The organism is Facklamia hominis CCUG 36813, assembly GCF_000301035.1.
Lineage (GTDB): Bacteria > Bacillota > Bacilli > Lactobacillales > Aerococcaceae > Facklamia > Facklamia hominis.
On sequence record NZ_JH932292.1, the window covers coordinates 1,692,894 to 1,717,069 of the forward strand.

Genomic DNA, 24,176 nt, shown 5'->3' on the forward strand with positions numbered 1-24,176 from the left:
CTAAATTCTTATTTATACTAATAACTTCTGTGAGTGGCAGACGCTAATATAGGAGACTGCCACTCCGTAGTCATTCTCTAGTAATAAAGGAGAATAGACTATGAAACAAAAACTAATCAATGAAGTCGTGCAAGGAATGCTTGGATACATCAACAATGCACAGCTTCAAAAACTACAACAAACATTAGAACATGCACTTTTCGATAAAGAAATTGTTGAAAGTTATAATGTGCAGGAAGATACAAGTGAAGATTTACTCGAAAACTTTTTATCTGCAAAAAGGATTGAAGGTTGTTCGGAAAAGTCACTTGTGTATTATAGAAATACAATTCAAGCAATGCGTGATAAAGTTGAAAAACCTGTCAGAGAAATTGAAACGGATGATTTGAGAGAGTATCTCACAGGATATCAGAAAGAAAAGAATTCAAGCAAGGTTACGATAGATAATATCCGTCGTATTCTTTCAAGCTTCTTCTCGTGGCTAGAGGATGAGGATTACATCATCAAGAGCCCGGTTAGAAGGATACATCGAGTGAAGTCGGCTACGACTATAAAGGAGACATATTCAGATGAAAACTTGGAAACAATGAGAGATAGCTGCACTGAATTACGAGATCTTGCTTTGATTGATATTCTGGCATCGACCGGAATGAGAATTGGAGAATTGGTGCTTTTAAACCGAAAGGACATTAACTTTGAAGAACGAGAGTGTGTGGTATTTGGTAAAGGTAGCAAAGAAAGAATGGTATACTTTGATGCAAGAACCAAGATTCATTTGCAAGAGTATTTGAACAGCAGAACGGACGATAATCCTGCACTATTTGTGTCTTTAAAGTCTCCATATAATAGAATGAAAATAGGTGGAATTGAAGCAAGGCTTAGAGGAATAGGAAGAAACCTTGGAATAGAAAAAGTTCATCCGCATAAATTCAGACGAACTCTTGCTACGATGGCTATTGATAAGGGGATGCCAATAGAGCAGCTACAGCAGCTTCTGGGGCACAAACGAATAGATACGACATTGCAGTACGCAATGGTAAAACAGAGTAATGTTAAAATTGCTCATCGAAAATATATAGGCTAGGAGGCGCGCACATGGGCAAATGGAAAGAATGTATCATCGGAGATATTGGTACAGTAGTTGGTGGAGCAACACCATCCACAAAGAAAATAGATAACTATGAGAACGGCACAATTGCGTGGATAACGCCAAAGGACTTATCTAATTTCTCTGGAAGATATATTTCTCGTGGTGAAAGAAATATTACGGAAACAGGATTAAAAAGTTGTTCAGCACAGTTGATGCCGAAAAATTCAGTTCTGTTTACTTCCAGAGCACCAATCGGATATGTCGCAATCGCTGAAAATGAGGTGTGCACAAACCAGGGCTTTAAGAGCGTGGTTCCAAATGAGAATACGGACTTCTTGTTTTTGTATTATCTGCTGAAATATAACAAAGAAAATATTGAGAATATGGGTAGTGGAACTACATTCAAAGAAGTTTCTGGGAAAACCATGAGAGAAATTGTTGTCAAGGTTCCTGAAACGATTGAAGAACAGCACAAGATAGCAGAAATACTTGGAACCATTGATGACAAGATTGAAGAGAATGTGAAGATAAATAAGAATTTAGCGGCTTAGAGGTCGATGTTGGAGACATCAAGCTCACCGGACATCAGTTTTGGCAAAAGGGTATCTCGGAGTTGCTCTAAACGACAGATTTCATCGTAATTGTTGCGAATAGCGGCATCTATTGGAGCAACTAATACCTCAAATTCATCAAGCTTTTTACTTGATGGTATAAGGAGAGGCATTTCATTCAATGAATTTCTGTTAATCGAACCAAACACAGTACCCTCTCCATTAAAAACATCTAACTGCTTTTTGAGAGAAAGCATTGTGTATAGCACGAAAGATTGATGATTATTTTTTGAATGAATAGCTGCAAGTCCTCGACCGATACAACAATCGGTATGAGCCACATTCAGATCACCGACAGGTGCTCGAACACTCATTAAAGTATCATTAGCACAAGCTATTCGCTTTGGTTCAGTTGTATAAAGACGAACCGTTGGAAATCTGAAACCAAATTCGGCTCGACCTTGGAAGAAAATCGTGCCATTACCATCTTCATTATAGCTACTGCCACTTGGGGACTGTCCCATTGTAATATCAGCTATGTCGCTCAATGTACCTTCTGCCCAGTCTGAGCTTGCATTATCAACAAACATCTGCTGATATATTGTCTGAGCTTGCTGCTCTAAATTCTTATTTACCACTCGAACGATAAGAGATTAATCTAAAAATAAACAAAGGAGTTGAAATATATGTCAGGATTTTATACCGAAGCAGACTATGAAAAATCAGTAATAGAGCTGTTTCAAGAAATGGGATATCGCTATGTATATGCGCCTAGTCTAGAGCACGATTTACACAGTCCATTATATGAAGAAGAATTAGAGGAGGCATTGTATCGTCTGAACCCGGATATGCCGGATGATGCGATAAGAGATGCTCTCTATAAATTGCATAACTTCGAGAATGGTGAATTAGTACAGAAGAATGCTGTCTTTATGGACTATATTCAGCATGGTGTTGAAGTGCGCTATTTTGTAAAAGGTGAGGAACGTTCCGGTCTCGTATATTTGGTTGACTACAGTAATCCTGACAATAACTCCTATGTAGTCGCTAATCAGTGGACTTTCGTTGAAAATAGCATTAAGCGTCCAGATATACTTTTGTTCTTGAACGGACTTCCTGTCGTTCTTGTTGAGTTAAAATCTCCATCAAGAGAAGAAACGGCTGCTTCTGAAGCATTTTTGCAGATTAGAAATTATATGCATGAGATTCCATCTATGTTTATCTATAACTGTATCTGCGTTATGAGTGATCATTTGACTTCAAAAGCTGGAACTATTACATCTGGAGAAGACCGCTTTATGGAGTGGAAGACGAAAGATGGAAATTATGAAAATACGCAGTATGCTCAATTTGATACTTTCTTTGAAGGAATGTTTGAGAGAGCGCGCTTGCTTGATATTATAAAAAACTTCATTTGTTTCTCGAATGAAGGCATAAAACGTTTCAAAATTTTGGCAGGATACCATCAGTATTTTGCGGTAAACAAAGCTATTGAATCTTCAAAGCACGCTTGCAAAACTGACGGAAAGGGCGGTGTGTTCTGGCATACACAGGGCAGCGGTAAATCTTTATCTATGGTATTTTATGCACATTTATTACAGACCGCATTGAATAGCCCAACTATCGTTGTCATTACAGACCGTAACGACCTTGATGATCAGCTATACGGTCAGTTTATGAAGTGTAAAGATTTCCTTAGACAAGAACCAGTGCATGCTTCAAGTAGGGCAAACTTGAAAGAACTTCTTGAAGGTAGACAGGTTAATGGAATCATCTTTACGACTATGCAGAAGTTTGAGGAATCCTTCGAATGTCTGTCTGAACGTAGAAATATTATTGTTATGGCAGATGAGGCGCACAGAGGTCAGTATGGATTAAAAGAGAGAGTAGATGAGAAGACTGGTGAAATTAAAATCGGTTCTGCTCGTATTATTCGTAATGCCTTACCGAATGCAACCTATATTGGATTTACCGGTACTCCGGTATCTATGAAAGACAGAAATACAAGAGAAGTATTCGGAGATTATATTGATATCTATGACATGACTCAGGCAGTAGAGGATGGTGCTACAAGACCTGTTTATTATGAGAGTCGTGTTATGAAGTTGAAGCTTGATGAGCAGACATTGCGTTTGATTGATCAGGAATATGATATTATGGCTGAAAATGCAGATGCTTATGTTATTGAAAAAAGTAAAAAAGAGCTTGGACAAATGGAAGCTATCCTTGGCAATGACAAGACGATAGATTCTCTTGTTGGTGATATACTTGATCATTATGAGAATTACAGAGAAAACTTGCTTACCGGTAAAGCCATGATTGTTGCATATTCGCGTTCAATTGCGATGAAGATTTACAAGAGAATTCTTGAACTACGTCCAGGTTGGACTGATAAGGTTGCTGTGGTAATGACCAGTAGCAATAAAGATCCGGAAGAATGGAGCCAAATTATCGGAAACAAGAGTCACAAAGACGAGCTTGCAATGTCTTTTAAAGATAATGAAAGTCCATTAAAAATCGCGATTGTCGTAGATATGTGGCTTACAGGATTTGATGTTCCTTCTCTTGCAACAATGTATGTCTATAAGCCAATGCATGGATATAACTTGATGCAGGCTATTGCTAGAGTGAATCGTGTGTTTAAAGATAAAGAAGGTGGTTTAGTTGTAGATTATGTAGGTATTGCATCTGCATTGAAACAGGCCATGAATGATTATACTGCGCGTGATAAGAAGAACTACAGAGATACTGATGTTGCTAAGGTGGCATATCCTAAGTTTTTAGAGAAGATTTCAATCTGTAGAGATTTGTTCCATGGATACGATTATTCTAAGTTCATGGAAGGAACTGATCTTGAAAGATCTAGAGCTATTAGCGGTGCAGTTAACTTTATTGTTGCACCAATTAGAAAAAAAGAGCGCGAGGACTACTTAAAAGAATCACTTCTTTTGAAGCAGGCTTTGTCATTATGTGCATCACTTGTAGAAAGAGAACTTCGTATTGAAGCTGCATTCTTTGAGTCGGTTAGAGTTCTCGTTACAAGAATTATGAATGATGGAGAAGGCAAGAAAATACCGCTTCCTGTGATTAATGCACGTATCAATGAGCTGCTTAAAGCCAGTATAAAGAGTGAAGGCGTTATTAACCTGTTCTCTGATGTGTCTGGCGAATTTAATTTGTTTGATCCTAAATTCTTAGATGAAATTTCTAAGATGAAAGAAAAGAACCTCGCAGTGGAAGTACTTAAGAAGTTGATCTCTGAACAGGTAAAGATATACAAGCATACGAACGTTGTAAAGTCTCAAAAATTCAGTGAGATCATTCAACAGGCAATGAATGCATACCTTAATGGAATGCTTACAAATGAGCAGGTAATTGAAGAACTTCTTAACCTTGCTAAACAGATTGCACAAGCGCATGAAGAAGGCGAACAGCTTGGTCTTACTGCAGATGAGCTTGCATTCTATGATGCACTTACAAAGCCACAGGCCATCAAGGACTTCTATGAAAATGAAGAATTAATTGCTATTACTAAGGAACTAGCAGATACACTTAGAAAGAACCGTACTATTGATTGGCAAAAGCGTGATTCTGCAAGAGCTAGAATGCGTATGATGATCAAGAAACTTCTTAGAAGCCATAGATATCCACCTGATGGAATGGATGATGCTGTAGAAACTGTAATGACTCAGTGTGAGCTTTGGACAGATAATTCTGATATGGAAGAGAATACGGAATCAAATAATAAGATAAACTATTTACTTAATCAAGATACACACTTGATGGTTGCAGAAGAATCTAGCAATTATGGGGATAAGAAATAGGGAAAAATGGACGCAACCAAAGGAAATATTTATGCTATTTTAAATGGTAATAAACAATTTTTGATTCCGGTATATCAACGCTATTATAGTTGGGATCTAGCACAGTGCCAATTTGAAAGAATATCTTCAATCTGATCAAATCGGCGTTCGTCATATCATTACCGATGAAAGGGTTTAATGGATTATCGATAGCATGGAATTTATTATAAGAGAAATCATCGATAAAAAAGAAAAAGAAAGAATCGCAAGTGCCGTACTTAAGGACTTACCAGAGTGGTTCGGCTTGCCCGAGAGCACCGAAGAATACATTAAGGACTCACAAGAGAAACCCTTCTTGGCAAGCTTTTATAATAAGGAGCTAGTGGGCTTTGTCGTGCTTAGCGCGAGCAGCCCCGACTGCGCAGAAATTTTTGTCATGGGCGTAAAGAAGAAATTCCACCGCCAAGGTGCAGCAAGACAACTAAACCAAGCCTACGAACAGTTAGCCAGAAACTTAGGCTACACTTACACTCAAGTAAAGACTGTTCAGTCCGGCCATTACGAAGAGTATGACATCACCAATAACTTTTATAAGGCAATGGGGTATAAGGAGTTGGAAGTTTTCCCCAGTTTATGGGATAAGTGGAACCCTTGTCAAATATATGTGAAGTATTTGGGTGAGTGAAACTATCGAATCATAACTACCTGTGAATTTTAAGGAGAAGCAATGAGCATAATTAGAATTAATACCTATGATGATCAGCGCTTCAGTCAAGAAGCACTCAATCAGCACGGTTGCTACATAGCAGATGGCGATTTGCCTGTAGAAATTATTATCATCTCACAGAGCGAGGCCCTTATAAAAGGGGATAAAGCCTACTTTGACGAGGTTATTGAAGAATTTCGATTTAATGCAAAGCACATCACAACATTTTATGATCAAAGCGGTAGGCTTGTGAAGAAATTCAAAGAAGTAGCGCTTTTTAAGCTGGATTTAGCTAACATCCAGCCCATACAGTTTTTTATTGATAGAGATAAATTAGAGGCCGTTAAAAGCTTTGTCAATAGCGAAGAAGACGTGATCATCCCAGTTGTTAAGCGTGAAGGCACATACGTGTCGCTAGATGGTCACACACGCCTCTACCTAGCAGATAGCCTGGGATTTAAGCAGGTATACGCCTATCTTAGTGAATCCTTTTATGGCTTTGACTATTTCCTGGATGAAGCAAGAAGAAGAAATATCCATACCATAAAAGATTTGGTCTTGCTCGATCATGAGGAATATGTAGATAAGTGGGATAAGTTTTGCGAGGCGTATTATATGTCGAGAGAGTGAGTAAGTGGGTGATTTGCTTAGGGATATGAGACATAGCCTTCTGCTAGTCTTTGTGTTGTACTGATTAGAAAAATATCCTTAGTAACACTGCTTGTGAAGAACCACCTAGTGGGGTGGTAGGCTTAGTGAAATGGTCAAACAGTGACGATCAAATCAAAGTCACAGAATAAATAGGACAAAGAGGAGAGAAGCAAATTGCGTATTTTAATCATAGAGGATGATCAGGTTATTGCACGACTCTTAAAAGATTACTTAATCCAGTGGCATTATGAGGTCGAAATTGTCACTGATTCTGATAGGATTCTTGATAATTTCCAAGCTTTTGAGCCTCATCTTATACTCTTAGATGTTAATCTACCCCATTATAATGGTTATTATTGGTGTCAAGAAATTCGCCAGTTATCTCAATTGCCGATTATTTTTATCTCTTCACGCGATGAAGCAATAGATAAAGTGTTAGCAATGCAGATGGGTGGCGATGATTTTATAACGAAGCCGATCGAGTTGCCTGTCTTAGTAGCTAAAATTCAAGCTTTGCTTAGACGATCTTATGATTTTAAGTTATCCTCTCCTTTGCTAACTTATCAAGGTTTGGAGCTCAAAGCCACACGCTCGCAGTTGACCTACCAAGATCAAAGCCTTAACTTGACTAAGACCGAGCTTCAAATCATACAAACCCTGATCAAAGCTCAAGGCGACTGGGTTAGTCGCGAACAACTGATTGAAGCTTGTTGGTTGGGCCAAGACTATATCGATGATAATACCTTAGCGGTGAATATCCATCGTTTACGAAAAAAATTAGCTCAGTTAGGATTGGATGGACTGATTCAAACCAAAAAAGGCATGGGCTATGGCTTAGCAAGCGTGGAGGATGAAGATGAAAGCATTTTTTAAAACTTGTCTAGCAGAACTTTGCCTTATGGTTATCACACTGTTAGTCGTAGGGTTTATTTTCTACCTGAGTCCTCTTGAGCCGGCTTATGGTCGGCTGTGCCTGATTTGGCTTTTATTTATTGATGGTTGCTATTTGATTATTCGCTTTTGGCTTTTTAATCACCAAGTTCAACTCAAAGCCCAGCTGGATAAACGAGGTCAAGAACTCTATGACTTGAAGTCACAGATGCTTCGTCAGCAAAAAGACTTGGACGATTATTTTATCCATTGGATTCATCAGATAAAAACACCCATTGCGGCCATTCGATTAATGTTAGACAGTCAAGTCGAGCTTAGTAAAAATGATCTTGAACAGCAAATGCTGGCCATTGATAATTATACTCGCACAGCTTTAGCTTATTTAAAAATTCAAAATCCAGCAACCGATCTAATGATTCAGCCTATCGTTCTAGATGATTTGATCGCGCCTCTTTTACAACGCTACCGTTGGTCTTTTATACATAACCATACTCGGCTAGAATATCATCCTATTAAAGATCAGGTCATTACTGACGGAAATTGGACTCAACTGATGATTGAACAGATTCTTAATAATGCGCTCAAATATGGCAAGGGGACCTTAACCACCATCAGATACAACTCCCAAGATCAGATCCTCCTAATTAGTGATCAAGGATTAGGAATCTCAGACAGTGACTTAAAAAAAATTTTTGATAAGGGTTACTCAGGTTTTAATGGTCAGCTTCATTGCGAATCCTCTGGATTAGGTTTATACCTCGTGGATCAAATTAGTCAGCGCCTACATCAAAAGGTAACCGTTAGATCCGAACCAGGGCAAGGGACCTGCTTTACGATCACTTTTAATAATCAACTTACAAAATTGTAAGATTAAAGCCTGCTTTGTAAACTTAGATAAAGGCAGGCTTTTTTGTGATTCTTTATAGTAGGAGTATAAAAGAAAGGATGGATTCTATGTTATTGAAAGTTGAACATTTACAGAAGACCTATGGACACATGAACAATCGAACGCAAGCTTTGAAAGATATAAATTTTGAGGTAGATCAAGGGGAATTTATTGCAATCATGGGGGAGTCTGGCTCTGGTAAGACAACATTACTCAATATCCTCGCTAGCTTAGATCAGGCTAGTGCAGGGCAAGTGATATTAAATGGTAGGAATTTAGCCAGCATCTCTCAGCAAGACTCTGCTAAGTTCCGCCGGGAAGAACTTGGCTTTGTATTCCAAGATTTTAACCTTTTAGACATCTTTAATAATGCTGATAATATCCTATTGCCTTTAGTCCTATCTGATTATCAACCACAAGCTATGAAAGAAAGGTTAGCGCAAGTCGCTCAGCAAATTGGCATAGAGTCTTTGTTAAATAAATTCCCTTACGAACTTTCTGGTGGTCAAAAGCAACGTATTGCCATCGCAAGAGCCCTCATCACTCAGCCGACCTTGATTTTAGCCGATGAACCAACGGGTGCTTTGGATTCTAAGACCGCTGATCAGATGATGGCCCTCTTTCAAAAAATTAACCAAGCAGGCCACACCATTCTCATGGTCACCCATTCTATTAAAACAGCCTCTGCAGCTAATCGGGTCCTCTTTATCCAAGATGGGATTGTCTTCCATGAAATTTATCGAGGACATATGACCAATCTGACTTTCCAAGAACAGATTGCGAATAGTCTTGCCTTATTAAATCGAAAGGAGCAAGCCTAATGAGTCATCGTATTTCCTGGAAGCTTGCTTGGCGCAATTTTAAAGCTCATCGTCGTCTCAATTTACCCTATGTTTTTGCGATTGCTTTGATGTTAGCCTTAGAATTTGTGATGGTGTCCCTGATTGATAACCATTATATCCAGACACGTCATCAAGTCCTTCCAACAATTATGAAGTTAGGTTGTTTAATTGGAGGTATTTTATCGGTCATCTTTATTCTTTATGCCGAGAATTTTTCGCAAAAGCAACGGAAAGCTGAAATGGGACTCTACACAATTTTAGGTTTAGAAAATAAACACATCCGTCGTATGTTAGCCAAAGAACGATTAATCAAAACCGCTTTGGTGGTTCCAATCGCTGTGCTGGAGGGTTACCTTATCGGTAGCTTAATGTTTTTATTATTAAATCGCATGATGAATGAAACCGGCGTGCCTTTAATGGAGTATCCTTTTTCTCTAATAGCCGCGGGGGTGGTTGTGTCTCTCTATCTTGGTTTGCAAGTATTACTAAGGCTGCAAACACTTTGGCAATTACATCACTTAAAACCTGTTGATTGGTTGCAAGCCAGTCGTAGAGGTGAGAAGGAACCGAATGGTAATCTGATGTTAGGAATCTTAGGCTTAGGACTTTTAATTTTGGGCTATGTAAAAGCCAATCAATCGGGTAATCTTTTCAATTCCATTCCGATTTTTTTCCTAGCAACTTTATTGGTTATCGCGGGCACTTATTTGATCTTTACTTCTTTAAGCATCTGGGGTTTAAAGGCACTTAAAAGGAGACCCAACTTTTATTATAAAAAAGCACACTTTCTTTCTCTATCGGGGATGCTGTATCGGATGAAAGCCAATGCGGTGAGTCTTGCTTCCATTGCGATTTTATCGACTGGGGTTATTTTAACACTAGGATTAACCTTATCGCTCTACCGCAATATGAATCAGGCAGGAGATCAGGTGCTAGAACGAGAATATCTTTTGGAAGAAGCTAATCTAGATATTCCTTCTGAAGCGGCGAAAGAACTACTGGACCAGGGAATTCAGCAGGTTACAGAGCGGGTGATGATTTCAAATGGATTCTTCCACCAATCATTGCAGACAATCGCCTACCTCCAGGATGGGGTCTTGCATGAAGTACCACTTAATGCTCAAGGTAAGTCTGACGTGCAAGGTTTTTATCTTCTAGTGGAAGATTTGGCTTCCTATCAAGCACGGACCAATGAGCATGTTGAACTGGCAGCCAACGAAATTCTCTTAGCTTCAAATCGACCAGATTTAGAATTGCCGCAAGAAATTGAGCTTGCAAATCAGCATTACAAAGTGAAAGCTCCAGCCAAAAAGATGGCTTCATGGAACATGGCAGTCGACAGCTTGGCCATTGTTGTACCTGAAGGGTCAGATTTAAAACAAGTCCAAGCTAGTTATCGAATGGCCGATCTAGGTGCAGATCACTTAAGTGAGAACCCAATCAATTATCGTTATTTCTTTGATGCGCAAGGCGACTTGCAAGACTTAAACCTAGTAAGTGATGACTTGCTTCAAAAGGGATTAGTTTTGTATTCTCGACAACAAATGAAACGAGAACTCTATTCGGTTAATGGGGGATTACTATATCTAGGGGTCTTAGTATCTGTGATTTTGATGATGGGGATCGGTCTATTGCTTTACTATAAGCAATTATCTGAAGGATTAAGTGACCAGATTAATTATAACATTATGAAAAGGGTGGGCTTAGACGAAGGAATGATCAAGCAGACGATTCGTTCGCAAATTTTATGGATCTTTATCTTACCTTTGATCGCCGCCATGGTGCATACTCTGGCAGCTTGGCGTTTAGTTTTTGGTACTTTGCAGACAATCTTACTAGTGAACGATCAAGTATTAATTATTTCCTCTATTTTAATCATTGTTTTAGCTTTTATACTGGTTTACTTAGTCTTTTATTTGATGAGTTCAGGAGTTTATTATCGCTTAGTCAACCAGGATAATTCACCGAATAATAAATAAAGGCTCCTTAATGTTGAGAGTATCTAACTATCATTCTTACCATAATAATTAAATGGATTTTCCATGAATCGCTGGGTTATTTATGCTCATTGCTGGTTGTAAAGATCCAATAAATCCAACACATGTGGAGAGCGTCGTACTTTTGTTCAAACTAAATACAAATGACTATTTAGATCAGAAATAAACGAGAGTAAAAATGTTCTTGATAGATATTAAAGGAGTCATCATCCAATAATTACAATATTCGTCCTGACCCATTGACAATAAAACTTGGCATTGATATAATTTGGATACCAAGTAAACTTGGCAAACCAAAAAAGGAGAATGAATATGGAACGAGATGAAATTCTAGCAAGAAGTCGTCAAGAGTATAAATATCAAGATGAAATGATGGTTGATACCTTAAAAAAGGCAGGTGAATCATCGAGCCAAATTGGCTTGATTGTGGTTGCAGTTTTATTTGGAATTGAAGCTTTTTTCTTCAATTCATTTAATTATGGGATATTGAGTATTTATTTTAGTATCGAGGCAACGAGAGAATTGGTAAAGTATGTCAACTTAAAAGAAAGAAAACAATTGATGATGGGAACGCTGATGGCAATCTTAGGGATCGCTTTATTTGTGGCTCATCTTATCTCGTTAAAATAGTGATAAATGATGGATGATAAATTAGTTCTCAAAAATTATTTGAAAGAAGCCAGAAAAGAAAAAGGCTATTCCCAACAACAACTAGCTGATGAAGTGGGTGTTTCAAGAAACACGATTAGTTCAATTGAAACTGGACAATTTAGTCCAACTGCTAAGTTAGCTTTGATACTTTGCATTGCATTAGAAAAGAAATTTGAAGATCTTTTCTATTTTTAGAAACATATCCTTAAATTGAAAATCTCCCTTCATCAGACACTATGGTGTCTTGAAGGGAGATTTATTCGTTAATCGCTTTGTTTAGACTCTAATAGGAACTTTGAAAAGAGATAATAAAAGACACGAAAAACACCCTCGGCTGAGAGTGTCCTTAGATTAAATATTCCCATTGTCTGGATGAATGGATAATTCGATGAATGAACACGATATGTTTTCGATCGTTGATGGTGTAGAAGATGAGGTATTTTTTGTAGCCTAGGTAACGATAGCCTTTATTAGCTAGGTAGTCATCTCTGACAAGTTGAAATTTTTCTGGCATAAAAGCTAACTGTTCCATCGCCTTTTGGATCCCATTTAGAAATTTGGATGCGGTAGAAGGAGAGGTTAGATCGGTATGAATGTATTGAACAATCGCTTTTAAGTCAGTTTGCGCAGAGTCAGTGATTTCAATCTGATAATCATTCATGACCTAGCTCTTTTCTTAAATCATTCATGACGTCTTTGAGGGACTTGGTTCGTCCTGAAGTAACATCTTGTTCACTGGCCTCTAATAAAGCATAAAGTTCGTGCTTTCCAACCAAGCGTTCGTATGCTTGGATACTCATCACGGCCAAATCTCCACGACCATTTTTGGTAATAAAAACGGGAGAATTGGTTTCGTTACAAAAGTTAGAAATGTCATTGTAGTTATTTCTTAAATCGGTACTTGATTGAATTCTTGGCATTAATATCACCTCTTCTAAAGATATAATACCATTATTTCTTTAGGTTAACAATAAATGACATTGAGTATATTTTAACCAATCCTTTAAACGAGATAAGTTGATGACCTTATGTGAAAATATCACTTTCATATTCTTCCGTTAAAATGGTAAAATAAGGGCAATTTATCGATCTTACAGTGAAACAAGCCACTGAAAATGGACCCTACCAAGTTCTTTATGTTCAGAGGGGAAGATGCTTAGTGTATATCGAGATAAAAGAGTTTGGAGAACATCCTAAGAGGTAACAAAGCCAATGGATGCGGTCAACGCTATGGAGGGAGACAAATACAATCGATGAAAGTCAAATTAATTAAGTTAACTAAAGAGTATGAAACAAAACTGGGTGAGATGATTGATGAATGGAAGCTTGACCACGCAATGAATCATACCAACACTGCTCCGTGGTCAATCTTTAAAAATGATTACCATGATTTTGATCATTACTTAAACCACTTAGAAATAAAAACCAAAACAGAAGATCGCGTTCCCGATTCTGTGTTCTTTCTGCTAGATGAAGAAAGAGACAGGCTATTGGGAGCAGTCAATATTCGACATTCTCTGAATGAATGGCTTTTGAAAGAAGCCGGGCATATTGGGGATGGGATAAGACCGAGTGAACGAAGAAAAGGCTATGCCACTGAAATGGTTCGACTGGCATTGATCGAGTGTAAAAAGCTAGGAATTAAAAGAGTACTCATGGTATGCGATAAAGATAATATTGGATCCGCAAAGTCGATTATTAAGAATGGTGGCGTCCTTGAAAATGAGTTTGTTAATTCCGAGGGTAAGACTGTTCAAAGGTATTGGATCGATAATCAATAAAGTAAAAGGGTAATAGGTGAAAAGATGATAATAGATAGTTATGATAAGGATACAGAGCCAGTTATCAGCTTAAAAGATTTTTACGGTGAAAAGAAATATTTGGTAGATAAATGCTTGATCATATTATCCAACAATATATTGGATCACTTACTTGATCACTTTGACTGCCAAGAAATTGCTCATATCGGATCTACAAGTGGGTCAAGGTCAGTCTATAAAAGCACCTTTGAAGGTCAAGAATTTGCCTTTTATCTTACGATGATGGGTTCAGCTCTTGCCTCAACAGATTGTGTCGAAGTTAATTGGCTTACAGGTGCTAACAAGTTTATTATGTTTGGATCTTGTGGGAGCCTCGATAAAGAACAGACCTTTGGTAAGTATATTATACCGACCGAGGTTTATCGAGGTGAAGGGGCGTCTTATTATTATGCAGCTCCTTCAGATTATCTGGCTATCAAAAACCATGATAAGCTAGAAAGATTTTTTATTAGCGAAAATGTGCCCCATACTAAGGGAAAGGTCTGGACGACAGATGTGATGCTTCGTGAGACGCGTGGGCTTGTTTCAAAGAGGAAGTCGGAGGGCTGTATCGCCGTCGAAATGGAATTGGCCGGTGTGCAAGCAGCTTGTGATTTTTACGGACTGGAACTTTATAACTTTCTTGAGGCGGGCGATGTATTAAATGAGGCTTCTTATGAAGTTGAGGGACTCCATAGTGCCAACCATGATCTTGGAAAGTTGTATCTGGCTTTAAAACTATTAAAAGAAATATAAGCTAGACAAATAAAGGAATTATTAAAAATAGAGATAATAGGAATTATACCCTTATTCTAATTTCTTAGGGAATAAATTAGGCATTTAAAAAGTAATATTTAATAAGGATAGAGTTCGTAAAAGTTTTGAATGTAGGAGAAGCATCTAAAAAGGGGCTATTTGACTGGTAAAGACAGTACTAGAAATTTATGATGTGTACCCTATATTTAACCGCATTCGATCGAGTTATTAGACATTGGATGAAAATCCTTGTAAACTATAAATGTGTATCTATGATCTCTAAAAATAAAAAGGAGGTGCGCGAGGATAATCCAATTGAGGATCTAAAGAAGTTGAATGTTGATCGGCAAGCAAATGGAGGTATTATGAAATTCGAAAAATTATATATCAATGGTGAGTATGTAGATTCTACTTCTGGGGAATTTATCGAAGTAGAAAACCCAGCCACAAATGAAATTATCGGAAGAGTTCCTCGAGGAAATGCAGAAGATGTTGAAAAGGCTGCCCTAGCTGCAAAAGAAGCGTTTAAAACGTTTAGCTTAACCAGTTTTGATGAACGTATTGAAATCATGAAGAAATTCGCAGCCTATCTAAAAGAAAATCTTGATGAAATTGCTGAATTAATTACCAAGGAATTAGGATCTCCAATTAAGTTTTCTAAAAAGACACATGTCCAATCTCAAATCAACCGTGTTGAAAAATATATCAACATCGTAAAAGATTATGAGTTCTCAAGAAGAGATGGCGGAGCCCTTATTGTAAAAGAACCGGCGGGAGTCGTTGGATGTTTAACGCCTTGGAATTATCCGCTTGGACAAATTATTCAAAAAATTGTATTTGCGATTTTAGCGGGTAATACCATTGTCTTGAAGCCAAGTCAACAGACACCGCTTGTTGCCTATTACGTCGTAGATGGACTTGAAAAAGCGGGCCTTCCAAAGGGGGTCTTGAACCTAGTAACCGGAGTGGGTGGTGAAGTCGGTAATGCGATCGCCACAAGTAAATATATTGATGTTATTTCCTTTACGGGATCGACTAAAGGTGGAAGTGAAGTGGCAAAATTGGCCCAAGAAACGGTTAAAAGAACGACCTTAGAACTAGGTGGTAAATCCCCAGCTATCTTTTTAGATAAGGAAAATCTCGAACTTGGTGTCAAACAACTGCTAGCGATCGTCATCGAAAATACGGGACAAACTTGCTCAGCTTGGTCGCGTGCTATCGTTTTAGAATCGGTCCGTGAAGAGTTTGAAGCAGAAATCAAAAAACAATTCCCCGATTTTAAAGTCGGAGACCCTAATGACCGCAATAGCATAGCTGGACCTTTAGCCTCTAAAAAACAATATGATAAGGTCACCGATTATATTGAAAAGGGTAAAGAGATTGCGGATGTTTTAATCGAAGGGAATTATGACTTCCCAGAAAAAGGTTACTATGTCAATCCGATTGTCTTTAATGATGTGAAGAATGATGCGGTTATTGCTAGAGATGAAATATTTGGACCGGTCCTTTGTGTCATCTATGTGAAAGATAAAAAAGAAGCAATCGAGGTTGCCAATGATACAGACTATGGTTTATCCGGTGCTGTATTTGGCAATCAAGAAGAAGCCCTCGAAGTAGCGAAGTTGGTTCGTACCGGAACCATCACAGTAAATGATGGACCTGGCGAAATCGGGACACCTTTTGGTGGCTACAAGCTGAGTGGTTATGGTCGAGAAGGTGGCATTGAAGGGCTAGAAGAATACTTAGAAACCAAGACCATTAATGTGAGAGCGTAGAATAGAGACTCTTTGTTAATAGAATCAATGAATATTTCTTAGGAATTAAGTGGCCTTAGGCAACTTAGTTCCTTTTTATTTTATGTCACAGATGCATTATCATCGATCAGCTCAGCTCATATTCTTTATTTATATGGCATATTGATGAGAATAAATGATGAAAAATTAGAAAAAGCTTGAAAATATTTATGATAAAGCTTATGATAAGATGTAAATTTATTGCCTAAAACATTAAAATTAAATGAGGAGATTTGAATGAAACATAACAAGTTTACATCGACCTGGGGGTTTATACTGACAACGGTGGGGTCCGCAGTTGGCATGGCCAATGTATGGGGCTTTCCATACAAGCTTACGGCCAACGGTGGGGGAGCTTTCCTATTGGCTTATTTATTCTTTATCGTTGTATTTGCCTTTTTTGGCTTATCTGCTGAGTATGCCGTAGGAAGATATTCAGGAACGGGGACCCTCGGTTCTTATGAAAAGGCCTGGTCTCATGTTAAGCTTTCAAAATTTGGTAAAGTCATTGGAATATTACCGCTTTTAGGGTCAATGTGTATTGCCATAGGCTATGCAGTGATTATTTCCTACGTTTTAAAATCACTTTTCCAAAGTTTGACAGGAAGTTTGATGACTGTTGAACCAGAAGCTTGGTTTCAATCATTTTCAGGGGCAAACTTCAGTGTTGTACCCTTTCACTTGATTGTCATTGTCATCACCCTATTAACCTGTGTAAAAGGGGCTAGCTCGATCGAAAAGGCTAATAAATTAATGATGCCGCTATTCTTTGTTCTATTTGTGATCCTGGCAGCTCGTGTCGCTTTTCTACCCAATGCCTTAGAAGGTTACCAATTTATGTTTAAGCCCGATTGGAAAATGCTGGCGGATCCAAAGGTTTTAGTGGGAGCTATGGGGCAGGCCTTTTTCTCTCTATCTATTACAGGAAGTGGAATGATTGTTTGTGGAGCCTACTTACACAAAGATGAAGATATCGTAGCAGGCGCCAAACAAACGGCATTATTTGATACCATTGCAGCCCTGGTTGCGGCCTTGGTGATGATACCGGCACTTTTCTCATATAGTGCAAACCCAGAAGGAGGGCCAGGACTGCTATTCGTCACCCTGCCTAAAATCCTACAAAATATGTGGGGTGGAAGGGTATTTGCCATTGCCTTGTATCTTGCTGTCCTATTTGGCGGAATTTCTTCCTTACAAAATATGTTCGAGGTTGTCTGCGAATCGATTCTTCATAACTTTAAACAGTTAAATCGAAAAACGGTCTTAGTCTTTATCGGCATGATGGCATTTATACCCGGGATTTTTATGGAGCCGATCGGTGGTGTTGAGGGGGCTATTCTTGGCGGATGGGGTCCTTGGATGGATTTAGTTTCTATTTATATCATACCAATGGGAGCTACCCTTGGAGCCTTCACCTGGTTCTGGATCATGGATAAAAATGCCTTATTAGATGAAATCAACACAGGCAGCAAGATAAAATATACCAAGACCTGGTACTATCTTGGGAAATACATCTATGTACCGATGGCGGCTATCCTATGCTTTGTCGCACTCTATTATAAAATTGCCTTTTAATCGCTTGAGTTCTCTAGATGCAGCAACTTCTGGAGAACTCCTTTTTATTTTAGGAGAGAAAAGAGCTAGAATTTGGTAAAATAAAGAAAAGGCTTAGGGGGGGACAAATGATGATCCAAGATGATATGAATTTATTGATTTTAAATAAATTAAAGGAAATTGAGAAGGACTATGATATAACGGTCTTATGGGCGGTAGAATCTGGGAGTCGAGCTTGGGGATTTGAGTCCAAGGATAGTGACTATGATGTTCGATTTATATATAAAAGAAAGATGTATGATTATTTGAAGTTGGAGCAGACGAGAGACGTTTTAGAAATTCAAATCGATGATACTTTGGATATTGTGGGTTGGGATCTGGATAAGGTGTTGAAATTACTGTATCGATCGAATCCTTCTTTGTTAGAGTGGCTAAATTCTCCAATAATATACTTAGAATCTGACTTCGATTATCGGATTAAAGAGCTCGTTGCTAGTTATTATCAAGAAGATAGGTTGTTATATCACTATTTAAACATGTGTAAATCAACCATAAAAAAATATTTTCAATCTGAAAAAGTCCTTGCCAAGAAATATTTTTATGCAATTAGACCAATATTAGCCTGTTTATGGATTATGGATAATCATCAAACCCCACCGGTATTATTTAAGACATTATGTGACTCTGTTTTACCCAGTGAATTGTTGCCGTCAATCAACAAACTCCTGATGATTAAGAGAACTAAAGATGAATCCTATGCCATCAATCATATAAAGGTTGTTGATTCATTTTTAGAGGGGAAAATTAAGGAAGTAGAACGATACCTATCGATATCAGAGTTTACAAACGATTTAGATTGGAATTTGTTAAATACTTTTTTTATCAATGAAGTTATGTAAGTCTGTTGTTGATCTCAAAGAAATGATTTTATAGATGTATAAGTTGTGATATGGAAAATGAATAATTATTCAAAGACCCTTTCTTGTGAAAAGCAATTTAATACAATTGAAACGTTATAAAAATATTCTTTATGGGAACGAAGTTTGGTAAAATAGATAAAAAATAAGGGTAGGAGATAAATTATGGATAGAGAAAAAGTCAAACAATTATTTGATCAATACACCCAAAAGCTTCGCATTGTACCCGAATGGGACATTAGACTGGAATTTATTGAAGACCCAGATTGGCATAAGACCGGTGATTTCAAAATAGATCCGACCGATAAAAAGGCTATCCTTATGCTGAATGCGGCCAATCCCAAAGATGAAAATATCGAAGAAACAATCGTTCACGAACTGATGCATATCAAGATGTACCCACTGGACCAAGTTTGTGAGAGCTTGATTATCAATCTGTTTGAAGAAGATAGCAAAGAACAGAGCTTCGCCTATCAGGAATTTTTTACGGCCTTAGAAGTGACCGTCGAAGAGCTCGCCAAGTGCTTTTTATATGAGTTTGGCGAGAACAAAGAATTATCCTTTGGCAGAATGAAAAAGATCAAGTCGTTCAATGAACTATATGATGGCTTAAGAAAAATCGATTAATAATAGGGAATCGGATTATTAGAAAGAGAAATTTTTCGATTAGCCTCAGTCTTTTTAGGTAAGGTCGTCTTATCGTAAAAGTTGCATTATCTTTTGATGGAATTGTTAAAAATAGCTTGCTGTCTTCCTGATAGGGTAAAGACAACAAGCTATTTTTGCTTAGTGTATTTCGCTTAGTGACTTTCGTAGTTTAAGAATTTGTTAGAGAGGTATAAGGATAGGGCCACTTCGCCGATAGCAAAAAAAGCTAAGAGTCCCAGATCTTGGACATTGATAAATCGGAAGTTATTCGATTCAATGGCCAAAAAACTAATTCCAATGATCTTGAGTGATTTATAGGCGGTTGCGAATCCTAGAATGGTAAATAGGCTAGATAGAAGGACGATTATCCCAAAGGACTTTGTCTTAATCGCAAGAGCCTCGAAAATCCCGATAATTGGAAGTGCTAAAAGAATGCTAAGGAATATATAGTAAATGAACAGACTGAAATTAGTCGGTGAAAAACCAGCGATAAATCTTCCAGCGAGATAAAATAAGCCCAAAAAATAAAATTGACAAAGACTTATGATGATAAAAGCTAAAACCAGCTTGGCTAAGATAAAGGCTATATTCTTTCTAGGACTTAAGCGGATAAATTTCAGTCCGGCTTTATGTTCGACAGCCCACAGACTTGCGATGACGATAGCAATGAGCGGGATGTAGAAGAAAGAAAAGTAAAATAAACTCACTTGTGTCCACAGACTCTGCCATTGATGACTGAGTGTTTCTTTATTACCCAGGTAGTTAATAAGCCCAAAGGCATTCGCTAAGAGGGGAATAATCAGACTTACGAGTAAAATATTGAAAAACTTTATCTTTTTAAATTCTATTTTTAACATAATTTCTCCTAGTCTTTCCATAAGTGATAAGATTTCATATTCTTTAAATAAACAATCGAAAGGATCAAGAGGGTCAGGGCAATGATCCCTGTATAGTAATTGATGGGGTTAAGAACTTGAATAAATTCATCGCCCTTTCTGCTATAAGAAATAGTCAGCAGGCTGGACGCCCAAGCAAAGGGATTGATAAAGGCAAGAACTCTTGATGTGAGCATGGTGATGACGCCTGTCAGTCCTCCGATGATGGCAATAAAGGATAAGCTATAAACTTTTTTGCTCTTCATCTCGATGATCATAAAGAGTCCTAAGAAAAACAAATTGATCAGTAGAGCAGATAGGTTTACGACACAAAATCTTAAGATCATTGGCTGATTCATTGTAAAGTGATCGGACCTGCTGGCTAACATTAGGAAGACAAGGGCTTCGATCACTTGCAATAAGACTAGGCGCATTGATAAATACTTAAATTTATCCAGCAAAATAGTATTGACTTTTTCTCCAAGGATCATTTGCATCTGCCACATCTTATTTTTTTCTTCAATTTCAATGACTTTTTTGACCAGAGAGGAGATGAGTATGGGATTGGAGATTAGGGCGATAAATAAATAGGTGTCTAGAACGTAGGCGAGTGGATACTGGCTTTTTGAAAAAGACGGGGAATGGCTAACCCCTGTTACCATGATTGTTTGAGCGATAAATACGATAAGGATTAAAAAATGGATACCGAGTCTTTTATATTTTTTCCTTTCTAAATGCTTCATATTAGCGCCTGCTTTCTTCAATAAAAAGCTTTTCCAGGCTTTCTTTTTCTTCTTCGATCCGATAGATATCAACTTTGCCACTTAAAAAATTGACTATCGTCGCAATATCTTGGTTAGAAAGCTTCCCTAAAATGATCTTTTTCCCTTGGAGTCGATCTTCTGAAAGATCTAACAGACTGAGTGCCTTTTGGTTATCAGAGGTTTGCAGGGATAGATAGGGCGGATGGAGTCTTCGATAGTTTTCCAGACTGCCATTGTAGGCTAATTTTCCTTCTTTAAGGATGCCAATATGACTGGCGATTTTTTCAATTTCATCAAGAATATGGGAAGAGATTAAGATACTGGTCGAGGTATTTTTGACAATATCCCTAAATAAATGCCTCATCTCTTCGATCCCTTGAGGATCTAGGCCATTGATAGGTTCATCGAGAATCAATAGTCTGGGCTGGCCGATTAATGCCATGGCGATACCAAGACGTTGCTTCATTCCTAATGAATAATCTCTGGCCTTCTTTTTATCGACGTGTTTAAGTCCGACAAGGTCTAAGATTTTTGAGATTTCCTCTTTCTTGATCCCTTTTAGCTGGCAAATGATTTCCAGATTTTCATAGCCGGTTAGGTGATCATAAAAAGAAGGGCTCTCAATGAGTGCACCCAGGTGCTGGTTGAATTGTTTTTGCTGGTTGGCGTTTACTTCTTTTCCAAAAATGCGGATCTGCCCGTCATCTTTTTTGACCAGTCCCAATATCAGCTTCATAAGAGTGGTCTTGCCAGCACCATTCTTGCCGATTAGACCATAGATAGCTCCTTCTTCAATGACTAAATGGTCAATATCCAAGACCGGTTTATGGTTATAAGATTTTTTTAAATGATTTATTTCGAGTAGTTTTTGCATAATCATTCCTCCTAGAAACAGGATATCAAGCCTGGATAAAAATAATATTTAAGCAAGATCACTTTTACCTCACAAAGGGCTATATCGAGATATGCTAGTGTATAATAGGGAAAAAGGGGGTGGCTTAGATGGACTTGAGCAAAAATGTGAGTATCTTAGTGGTGGATGATGAAAAAACGCTATTAGAGAATCTCTATCATTTCCTAAAGAATAAGGGCTATAACAAGGTCTATACCGCTAAAAATTTGCAGGAATCACGCTTTAAATTAGCCAACCATCCCATTGACCTCATTGTCTTAGACTTAATGTTACCGGATGGGAGTGGTTTTGATTTATTAAAGGAAGTGAGACAGACTTCCAATATAGCAGTCATTATTCTATCGGCGCTAGATGGCTTAGATGACCGCAGAGAAGGCTTTGAAAATCAGGCGGATGACTATCTCGTCAAGCCCTTCTTTCCAGACGAACTGCTTTGGCGTATTGAGGCCGTCTTGCGAAGAAGTAAGCATCTTAAATCGCAAGAAAAGATTGATTTAGGGAATGTGATTTTTGATAAGTCCAAGGGCATCCTTGAAAAAAACGGTAAAGAGATCCCCTTAACGGCCACCCAATTTAAGATTCTCGACTACCTATCTGACAATATCAATCGGATCGTATCGATTGATCGGATGTTAGAGCATATCTGGAAAGATTCTTTTGGTTATGAGAATACCTTGATCACTCATATCTATCGGTTACGTGAGAAGCTTGAAGATAATCCACGAGATCCCCAAATATTAATCACGATAAAGGGACTGGGTTATAAGTTGGTTAAAGAGGAAAAATGATGTTTAATTATATTTTAAAAAGATTCAAAAAAATCGTCATTCGAATATTACTCTTAATATTTTTCTTGATCGTGTTATTGATGGTCTTTCTTTATCTTAATTTTCGCTTAAACCATCAATACCCCAATCCGAATGAGGTTTTTACCTATGTCGAAAATAATAAAAGCACAAGCTATCTCAATGAAAAAAACAAAGCCTTCTTACAGGAAAAGGATATTTGGGCCATAAGACTGGATAAGGAGGGTAAGCTTACCGAAAGTTTTCATAAGCCGCCAGAAGTTAAAAACACTTTTGATCTAACGGATGTGGCAAGATTCACTCGTTTTTATCTAGCGGATTATCCCGTATTTACCTATGTGGTTGGCGATGGATTGCTCGTATTTGCCTATCCGAAAGGGTCCTTGGATAAGCTGCCTTCTAATTACTATAATCTTAAAAATCTGATTTTTAACCTTGAGCTGGTTCTCTTATGCTTGGTCTTATTTTTGTTCTTTGTCTATTTGATTTACCGGATTGATATTAATACGATCTTTAAAAATATTTTGCCCTTCCAAAGAGCGATTGATAATCTCTATGAAGAAGACTATGAAAAGCTCGATGAATTTGGCGAATTAAAAGATCTCGCTGTGAGTATCAATAGGGCTAATGAAAAATACTACCAATTAAAAGCCGCTCAAGGCAAGTGGATCCGGGGCGTGAGTCATGATGTGAGGACCCCTTTAGCTAATATTTCCTGGGAATTGAGTAAAGAGGGTCAAGACACGCTTGATATTGACAAGATACAAGACCAAGTCTTAAAAATATCAAGGATCTTAGAGGGACTGAATCTCACCTTATCGCTTTCTAATATTGATAAAGATAGTTTTGGATCAGAAAGTCCTATAAAGGTCATCCGAAAACTGATTGTCGATAAGCTCAATGATAATTCGGATCGAGAGATAGTGTTTGAGAATCTGGTCCAAAATCAAAACCTCCAGCTTAAAATGAATCCGGACTTATTCTATAGAATGTTAGAGAATATTTTGGAGAATGCATTGATTTATACCAAGGGCCAAATCAGAGTGAGTGTTTCAGATGCAAAGGGTCAGCTGCGAATAAGCCTATCCGATGAAGGGGAGGGTCTATCTGAATCGTTGATAAAAAAAGTGAATCAGGAAGATTTAACGAATATTACCAGGCATGGTTTGGGAATTTTTATTTCTAAACAAATCGCCGAATTGCATGACGGTCGCTTTATACTAAACAACAAGAGCCCTGGTCTGGAGGTGCTATTTATCTTTGACCTTCTAGATGAACGTTGA

General features: G+C 37.9%; 25 protein-coding genes. 19 read left to right on the forward strand and 6 right to left on the reverse strand.

Annotated elements, in window-relative coordinates:
• Positions 1-100: 100 nt before the first annotated feature.
• Entirely contained in the window at positions 101-1,084 is a 984-nt protein-coding gene (xerA, locus tag HMPREF9706_RS07910; RefSeq protein ID WP_006908849.1) for a site-specific tyrosine recombinase/integron integrase, read from the forward strand.
• An 11-nt stretch (positions 1,085-1,095) separates the two neighbouring features.
• On the forward strand, positions 1,096-1,641 hold the full coding sequence (locus tag HMPREF9706_RS07915; protein WP_006908850.1) for a restriction endonuclease subunit S: 546 nt from the start codon (positions 1,096-1,098) through the stop codon (positions 1,639-1,641).
• Here the strand turns inward: HMPREF9706_RS07915 and HMPREF9706_RS07920 are convergent.
• Positions 1,638-2,231 carry a restriction endonuclease subunit S gene (locus tag HMPREF9706_RS07920; RefSeq protein WP_040444664.1) on the reverse strand — a complete coding sequence of 198 codons (594 nt, stop codon included), beginning with the start codon at positions 2,229-2,231 and terminating at the stop codon, positions 1,638-1,640. The genes HMPREF9706_RS07915 and HMPREF9706_RS07920 overlap by 4 nt on opposite strands.
• A gap of 96 nt (positions 2,232-2,327) precedes the next feature.
• On the opposite strand from HMPREF9706_RS07920, the gene HMPREF9706_RS07925 reads away from it, so the two are divergent.
• The 9 genes from HMPREF9706_RS07925 (at position 2,328) to HMPREF9706_RS07965 (ending at position 12,263) form a co-directional block, all read left to right on the forward strand.
• Positions 2,328-5,465: a type I restriction endonuclease subunit R gene (locus HMPREF9706_RS07925; protein WP_006908852.1), complete on the forward strand. Its 3,138-nt coding sequence runs from the start codon at positions 2,328-2,330 to the stop codon at positions 5,463-5,465.
• Positions 5,466-5,658: 193 nt separating this feature from the next.
• On the forward strand, positions 5,659-6,129 hold the full coding sequence (locus HMPREF9706_RS07930; protein WP_006908854.1) for a GNAT family N-acetyltransferase: 471 nt from the start codon (positions 5,659-5,661) through the stop codon (positions 6,127-6,129).
• A 42-nt stretch (positions 6,130-6,171) separates the two neighbouring features.
• Positions 6,172-6,780, forward strand: a complete 609-nt coding sequence (locus tag HMPREF9706_RS07935) for a ParB N-terminal domain-containing protein (RefSeq protein WP_006908855.1) — start codon at positions 6,172-6,174, stop codon at positions 6,778-6,780.
• A 195-nt stretch (positions 6,781-6,975) separates the two neighbouring features.
• Positions 6,976-7,674 carry a response regulator transcription factor gene (locus HMPREF9706_RS07940; protein ID WP_006908856.1) on the forward strand — a complete coding sequence of 233 codons (699 nt, stop codon included), beginning with the start codon at positions 6,976-6,978 and terminating at the stop codon, positions 7,672-7,674.
• A complete protein-coding gene (locus HMPREF9706_RS07945) occupies positions 7,658-8,560 on the forward strand; it encodes a sensor histidine kinase (protein ID WP_006908857.1) in 903 nt (300 codons plus the stop codon). The genes HMPREF9706_RS07940 and HMPREF9706_RS07945 overlap by 17 nt, the downstream gene beginning before the upstream one ends.
• Positions 8,561-8,646: 86 nt before the next feature.
• Positions 8,647-9,399 carry an ABC transporter ATP-binding protein gene (locus tag HMPREF9706_RS07950; RefSeq protein WP_006908858.1) on the forward strand — a complete coding sequence of 251 codons (753 nt, stop codon included), beginning with the start codon at positions 8,647-8,649 and terminating at the stop codon, positions 9,397-9,399.
• A complete protein-coding gene (locus HMPREF9706_RS07955) occupies positions 9,399-11,399 on the forward strand; it encodes an ABC transporter permease (protein ID WP_006908859.1) in 2,001 nt (666 codons plus the stop codon). The genes HMPREF9706_RS07950 and HMPREF9706_RS07955 overlap by 1 nt, the downstream gene beginning before the upstream one ends.
• Positions 11,400-11,729: 330 nt before the next feature.
• Complete coding sequence (locus HMPREF9706_RS07960) at positions 11,730-12,047, forward strand: DUF6442 family protein (RefSeq protein WP_006908860.1); 318 nt, start codon at positions 11,730-11,732, stop codon at positions 12,045-12,047.
• 9 nt (positions 12,048-12,056) lie between these two features.
• Complete coding sequence (locus HMPREF9706_RS07965; protein WP_006908861.1) at positions 12,057-12,263, forward strand: helix-turn-helix transcriptional regulator; 207 nt, start codon at positions 12,057-12,059, stop codon at positions 12,261-12,263.
• Between the two features lie 151 nt (positions 12,264-12,414).
• On the opposite strand, the gene HMPREF9706_RS07970 is transcribed toward HMPREF9706_RS07965, so the two are convergent.
• Both HMPREF9706_RS07970 and HMPREF9706_RS07975 read right to left on the reverse strand, forming a co-directional pair.
• Positions 12,415-12,729 carry a type II toxin-antitoxin system RelE/ParE family toxin gene (locus HMPREF9706_RS07970; protein ID WP_006908862.1) on the reverse strand — a complete coding sequence of 105 codons (315 nt, stop codon included), beginning with the start codon at positions 12,727-12,729 and terminating at the stop codon, positions 12,415-12,417.
• Positions 12,722-12,988 carry a type II toxin-antitoxin system prevent-host-death family antitoxin gene (locus tag HMPREF9706_RS07975; protein WP_006908863.1) on the reverse strand — a complete coding sequence of 89 codons (267 nt, stop codon included), beginning with the start codon at positions 12,986-12,988 and terminating at the stop codon, positions 12,722-12,724. The genes HMPREF9706_RS07970 and HMPREF9706_RS07975 overlap by 8 nt, the downstream gene beginning before the upstream one ends.
• A gap of 333 nt (positions 12,989-13,321) precedes the next feature.
• On the opposite strand from HMPREF9706_RS07975, the gene HMPREF9706_RS07980 reads away from it, so the two are divergent.
• From HMPREF9706_RS07980 to HMPREF9706_RS08005, 6 genes are all read left to right on the forward strand, one after another.
• Positions 13,322-13,849, forward strand: a complete 528-nt coding sequence (locus HMPREF9706_RS07980; RefSeq protein ID WP_040444667.1) for a GNAT family N-acetyltransferase — start codon at positions 13,322-13,324, stop codon at positions 13,847-13,849.
• Between the two features lie 24 nt (positions 13,850-13,873).
• Positions 13,874-14,623, forward strand: a complete 750-nt coding sequence (locus HMPREF9706_RS07985; RefSeq protein ID WP_006908865.1) for a nucleoside phosphorylase — start codon at positions 13,874-13,876, stop codon at positions 14,621-14,623.
• 365 nt (positions 14,624-14,988) lie between these two features.
• Positions 14,989-16,398 (forward strand): aldehyde dehydrogenase family protein, encoded by a 1,410-nt coding sequence (locus HMPREF9706_RS07990; protein WP_040444760.1) that lies wholly within the window; start codon positions 14,989-14,991, stop codon positions 16,396-16,398.
• A 255-nt stretch (positions 16,399-16,653) separates the two neighbouring features.
• Positions 16,654-17,991, forward strand: a complete 1,338-nt coding sequence (locus HMPREF9706_RS07995) for a sodium-dependent transporter (RefSeq protein ID WP_006908867.1) — start codon at positions 16,654-16,656, stop codon at positions 17,989-17,991.
• Between the two features lie 107 nt (positions 17,992-18,098).
• Complete coding sequence (locus HMPREF9706_RS08000; RefSeq protein WP_006908868.1) at positions 18,099-18,869, forward strand: nucleotidyltransferase domain-containing protein; 771 nt, start codon at positions 18,099-18,101, stop codon at positions 18,867-18,869.
• A 183-nt stretch (positions 18,870-19,052) separates the two neighbouring features.
• Entirely contained in the window at positions 19,053-19,514 is a 462-nt protein-coding gene (locus tag HMPREF9706_RS08005; protein ID WP_006908869.1) for a hypothetical protein, read from the forward strand.
• Positions 19,515-19,687: 173 nt separating this feature from the next.
• On the opposite strand, the gene HMPREF9706_RS08010 is transcribed toward HMPREF9706_RS08005, so the two are convergent.
• Genes HMPREF9706_RS08010 through HMPREF9706_RS08020 form a run of 3 tightly spaced genes read right to left on the reverse strand, consistent with a single transcriptional unit; the run spans position 19,688 to position 22,048 of the window.
• The gene (locus HMPREF9706_RS08010; protein ID WP_006908870.1) at positions 19,688-20,392 is read right to left on the reverse strand and encodes an ABC transporter permease; all 705 of its coding nucleotides are present in this window, start codon (positions 20,390-20,392) and stop codon (positions 19,688-19,690) included.
• Between the two features lie 8 nt (positions 20,393-20,400).
• Complete coding sequence (locus HMPREF9706_RS08015; protein WP_006908871.1) at positions 20,401-21,153, reverse strand: ABC transporter permease; 753 nt, start codon at positions 21,151-21,153, stop codon at positions 20,401-20,403.
• Between the two features lies 1 nt (position 21,154).
• On the reverse strand, positions 21,155-22,048 hold the full coding sequence (locus HMPREF9706_RS08020; RefSeq protein ID WP_006908872.1) for an ATP-binding cassette domain-containing protein: 894 nt from the start codon (positions 22,046-22,048) through the stop codon (positions 21,155-21,157).
• Positions 22,049-22,176: 128 nt separating this feature from the next.
• On the opposite strand from HMPREF9706_RS08020, the gene HMPREF9706_RS08025 reads away from it, so the two are divergent.
• Together HMPREF9706_RS08025 and HMPREF9706_RS08030 are read left to right on the forward strand one after the other, a co-directional pair.
• Positions 22,177-22,875 carry a response regulator transcription factor gene (locus HMPREF9706_RS08025; protein ID WP_006908873.1) on the forward strand — a complete coding sequence of 233 codons (699 nt, stop codon included), beginning with the start codon at positions 22,177-22,179 and terminating at the stop codon, positions 22,873-22,875.
• On the forward strand, positions 22,875-24,176 hold the full coding sequence (locus tag HMPREF9706_RS08030) for a sensor histidine kinase (protein WP_006908874.1): 1,302 nt from the start codon (positions 22,875-22,877) through the stop codon (positions 24,174-24,176). The genes HMPREF9706_RS08025 and HMPREF9706_RS08030 overlap by 1 nt, the downstream gene beginning before the upstream one ends.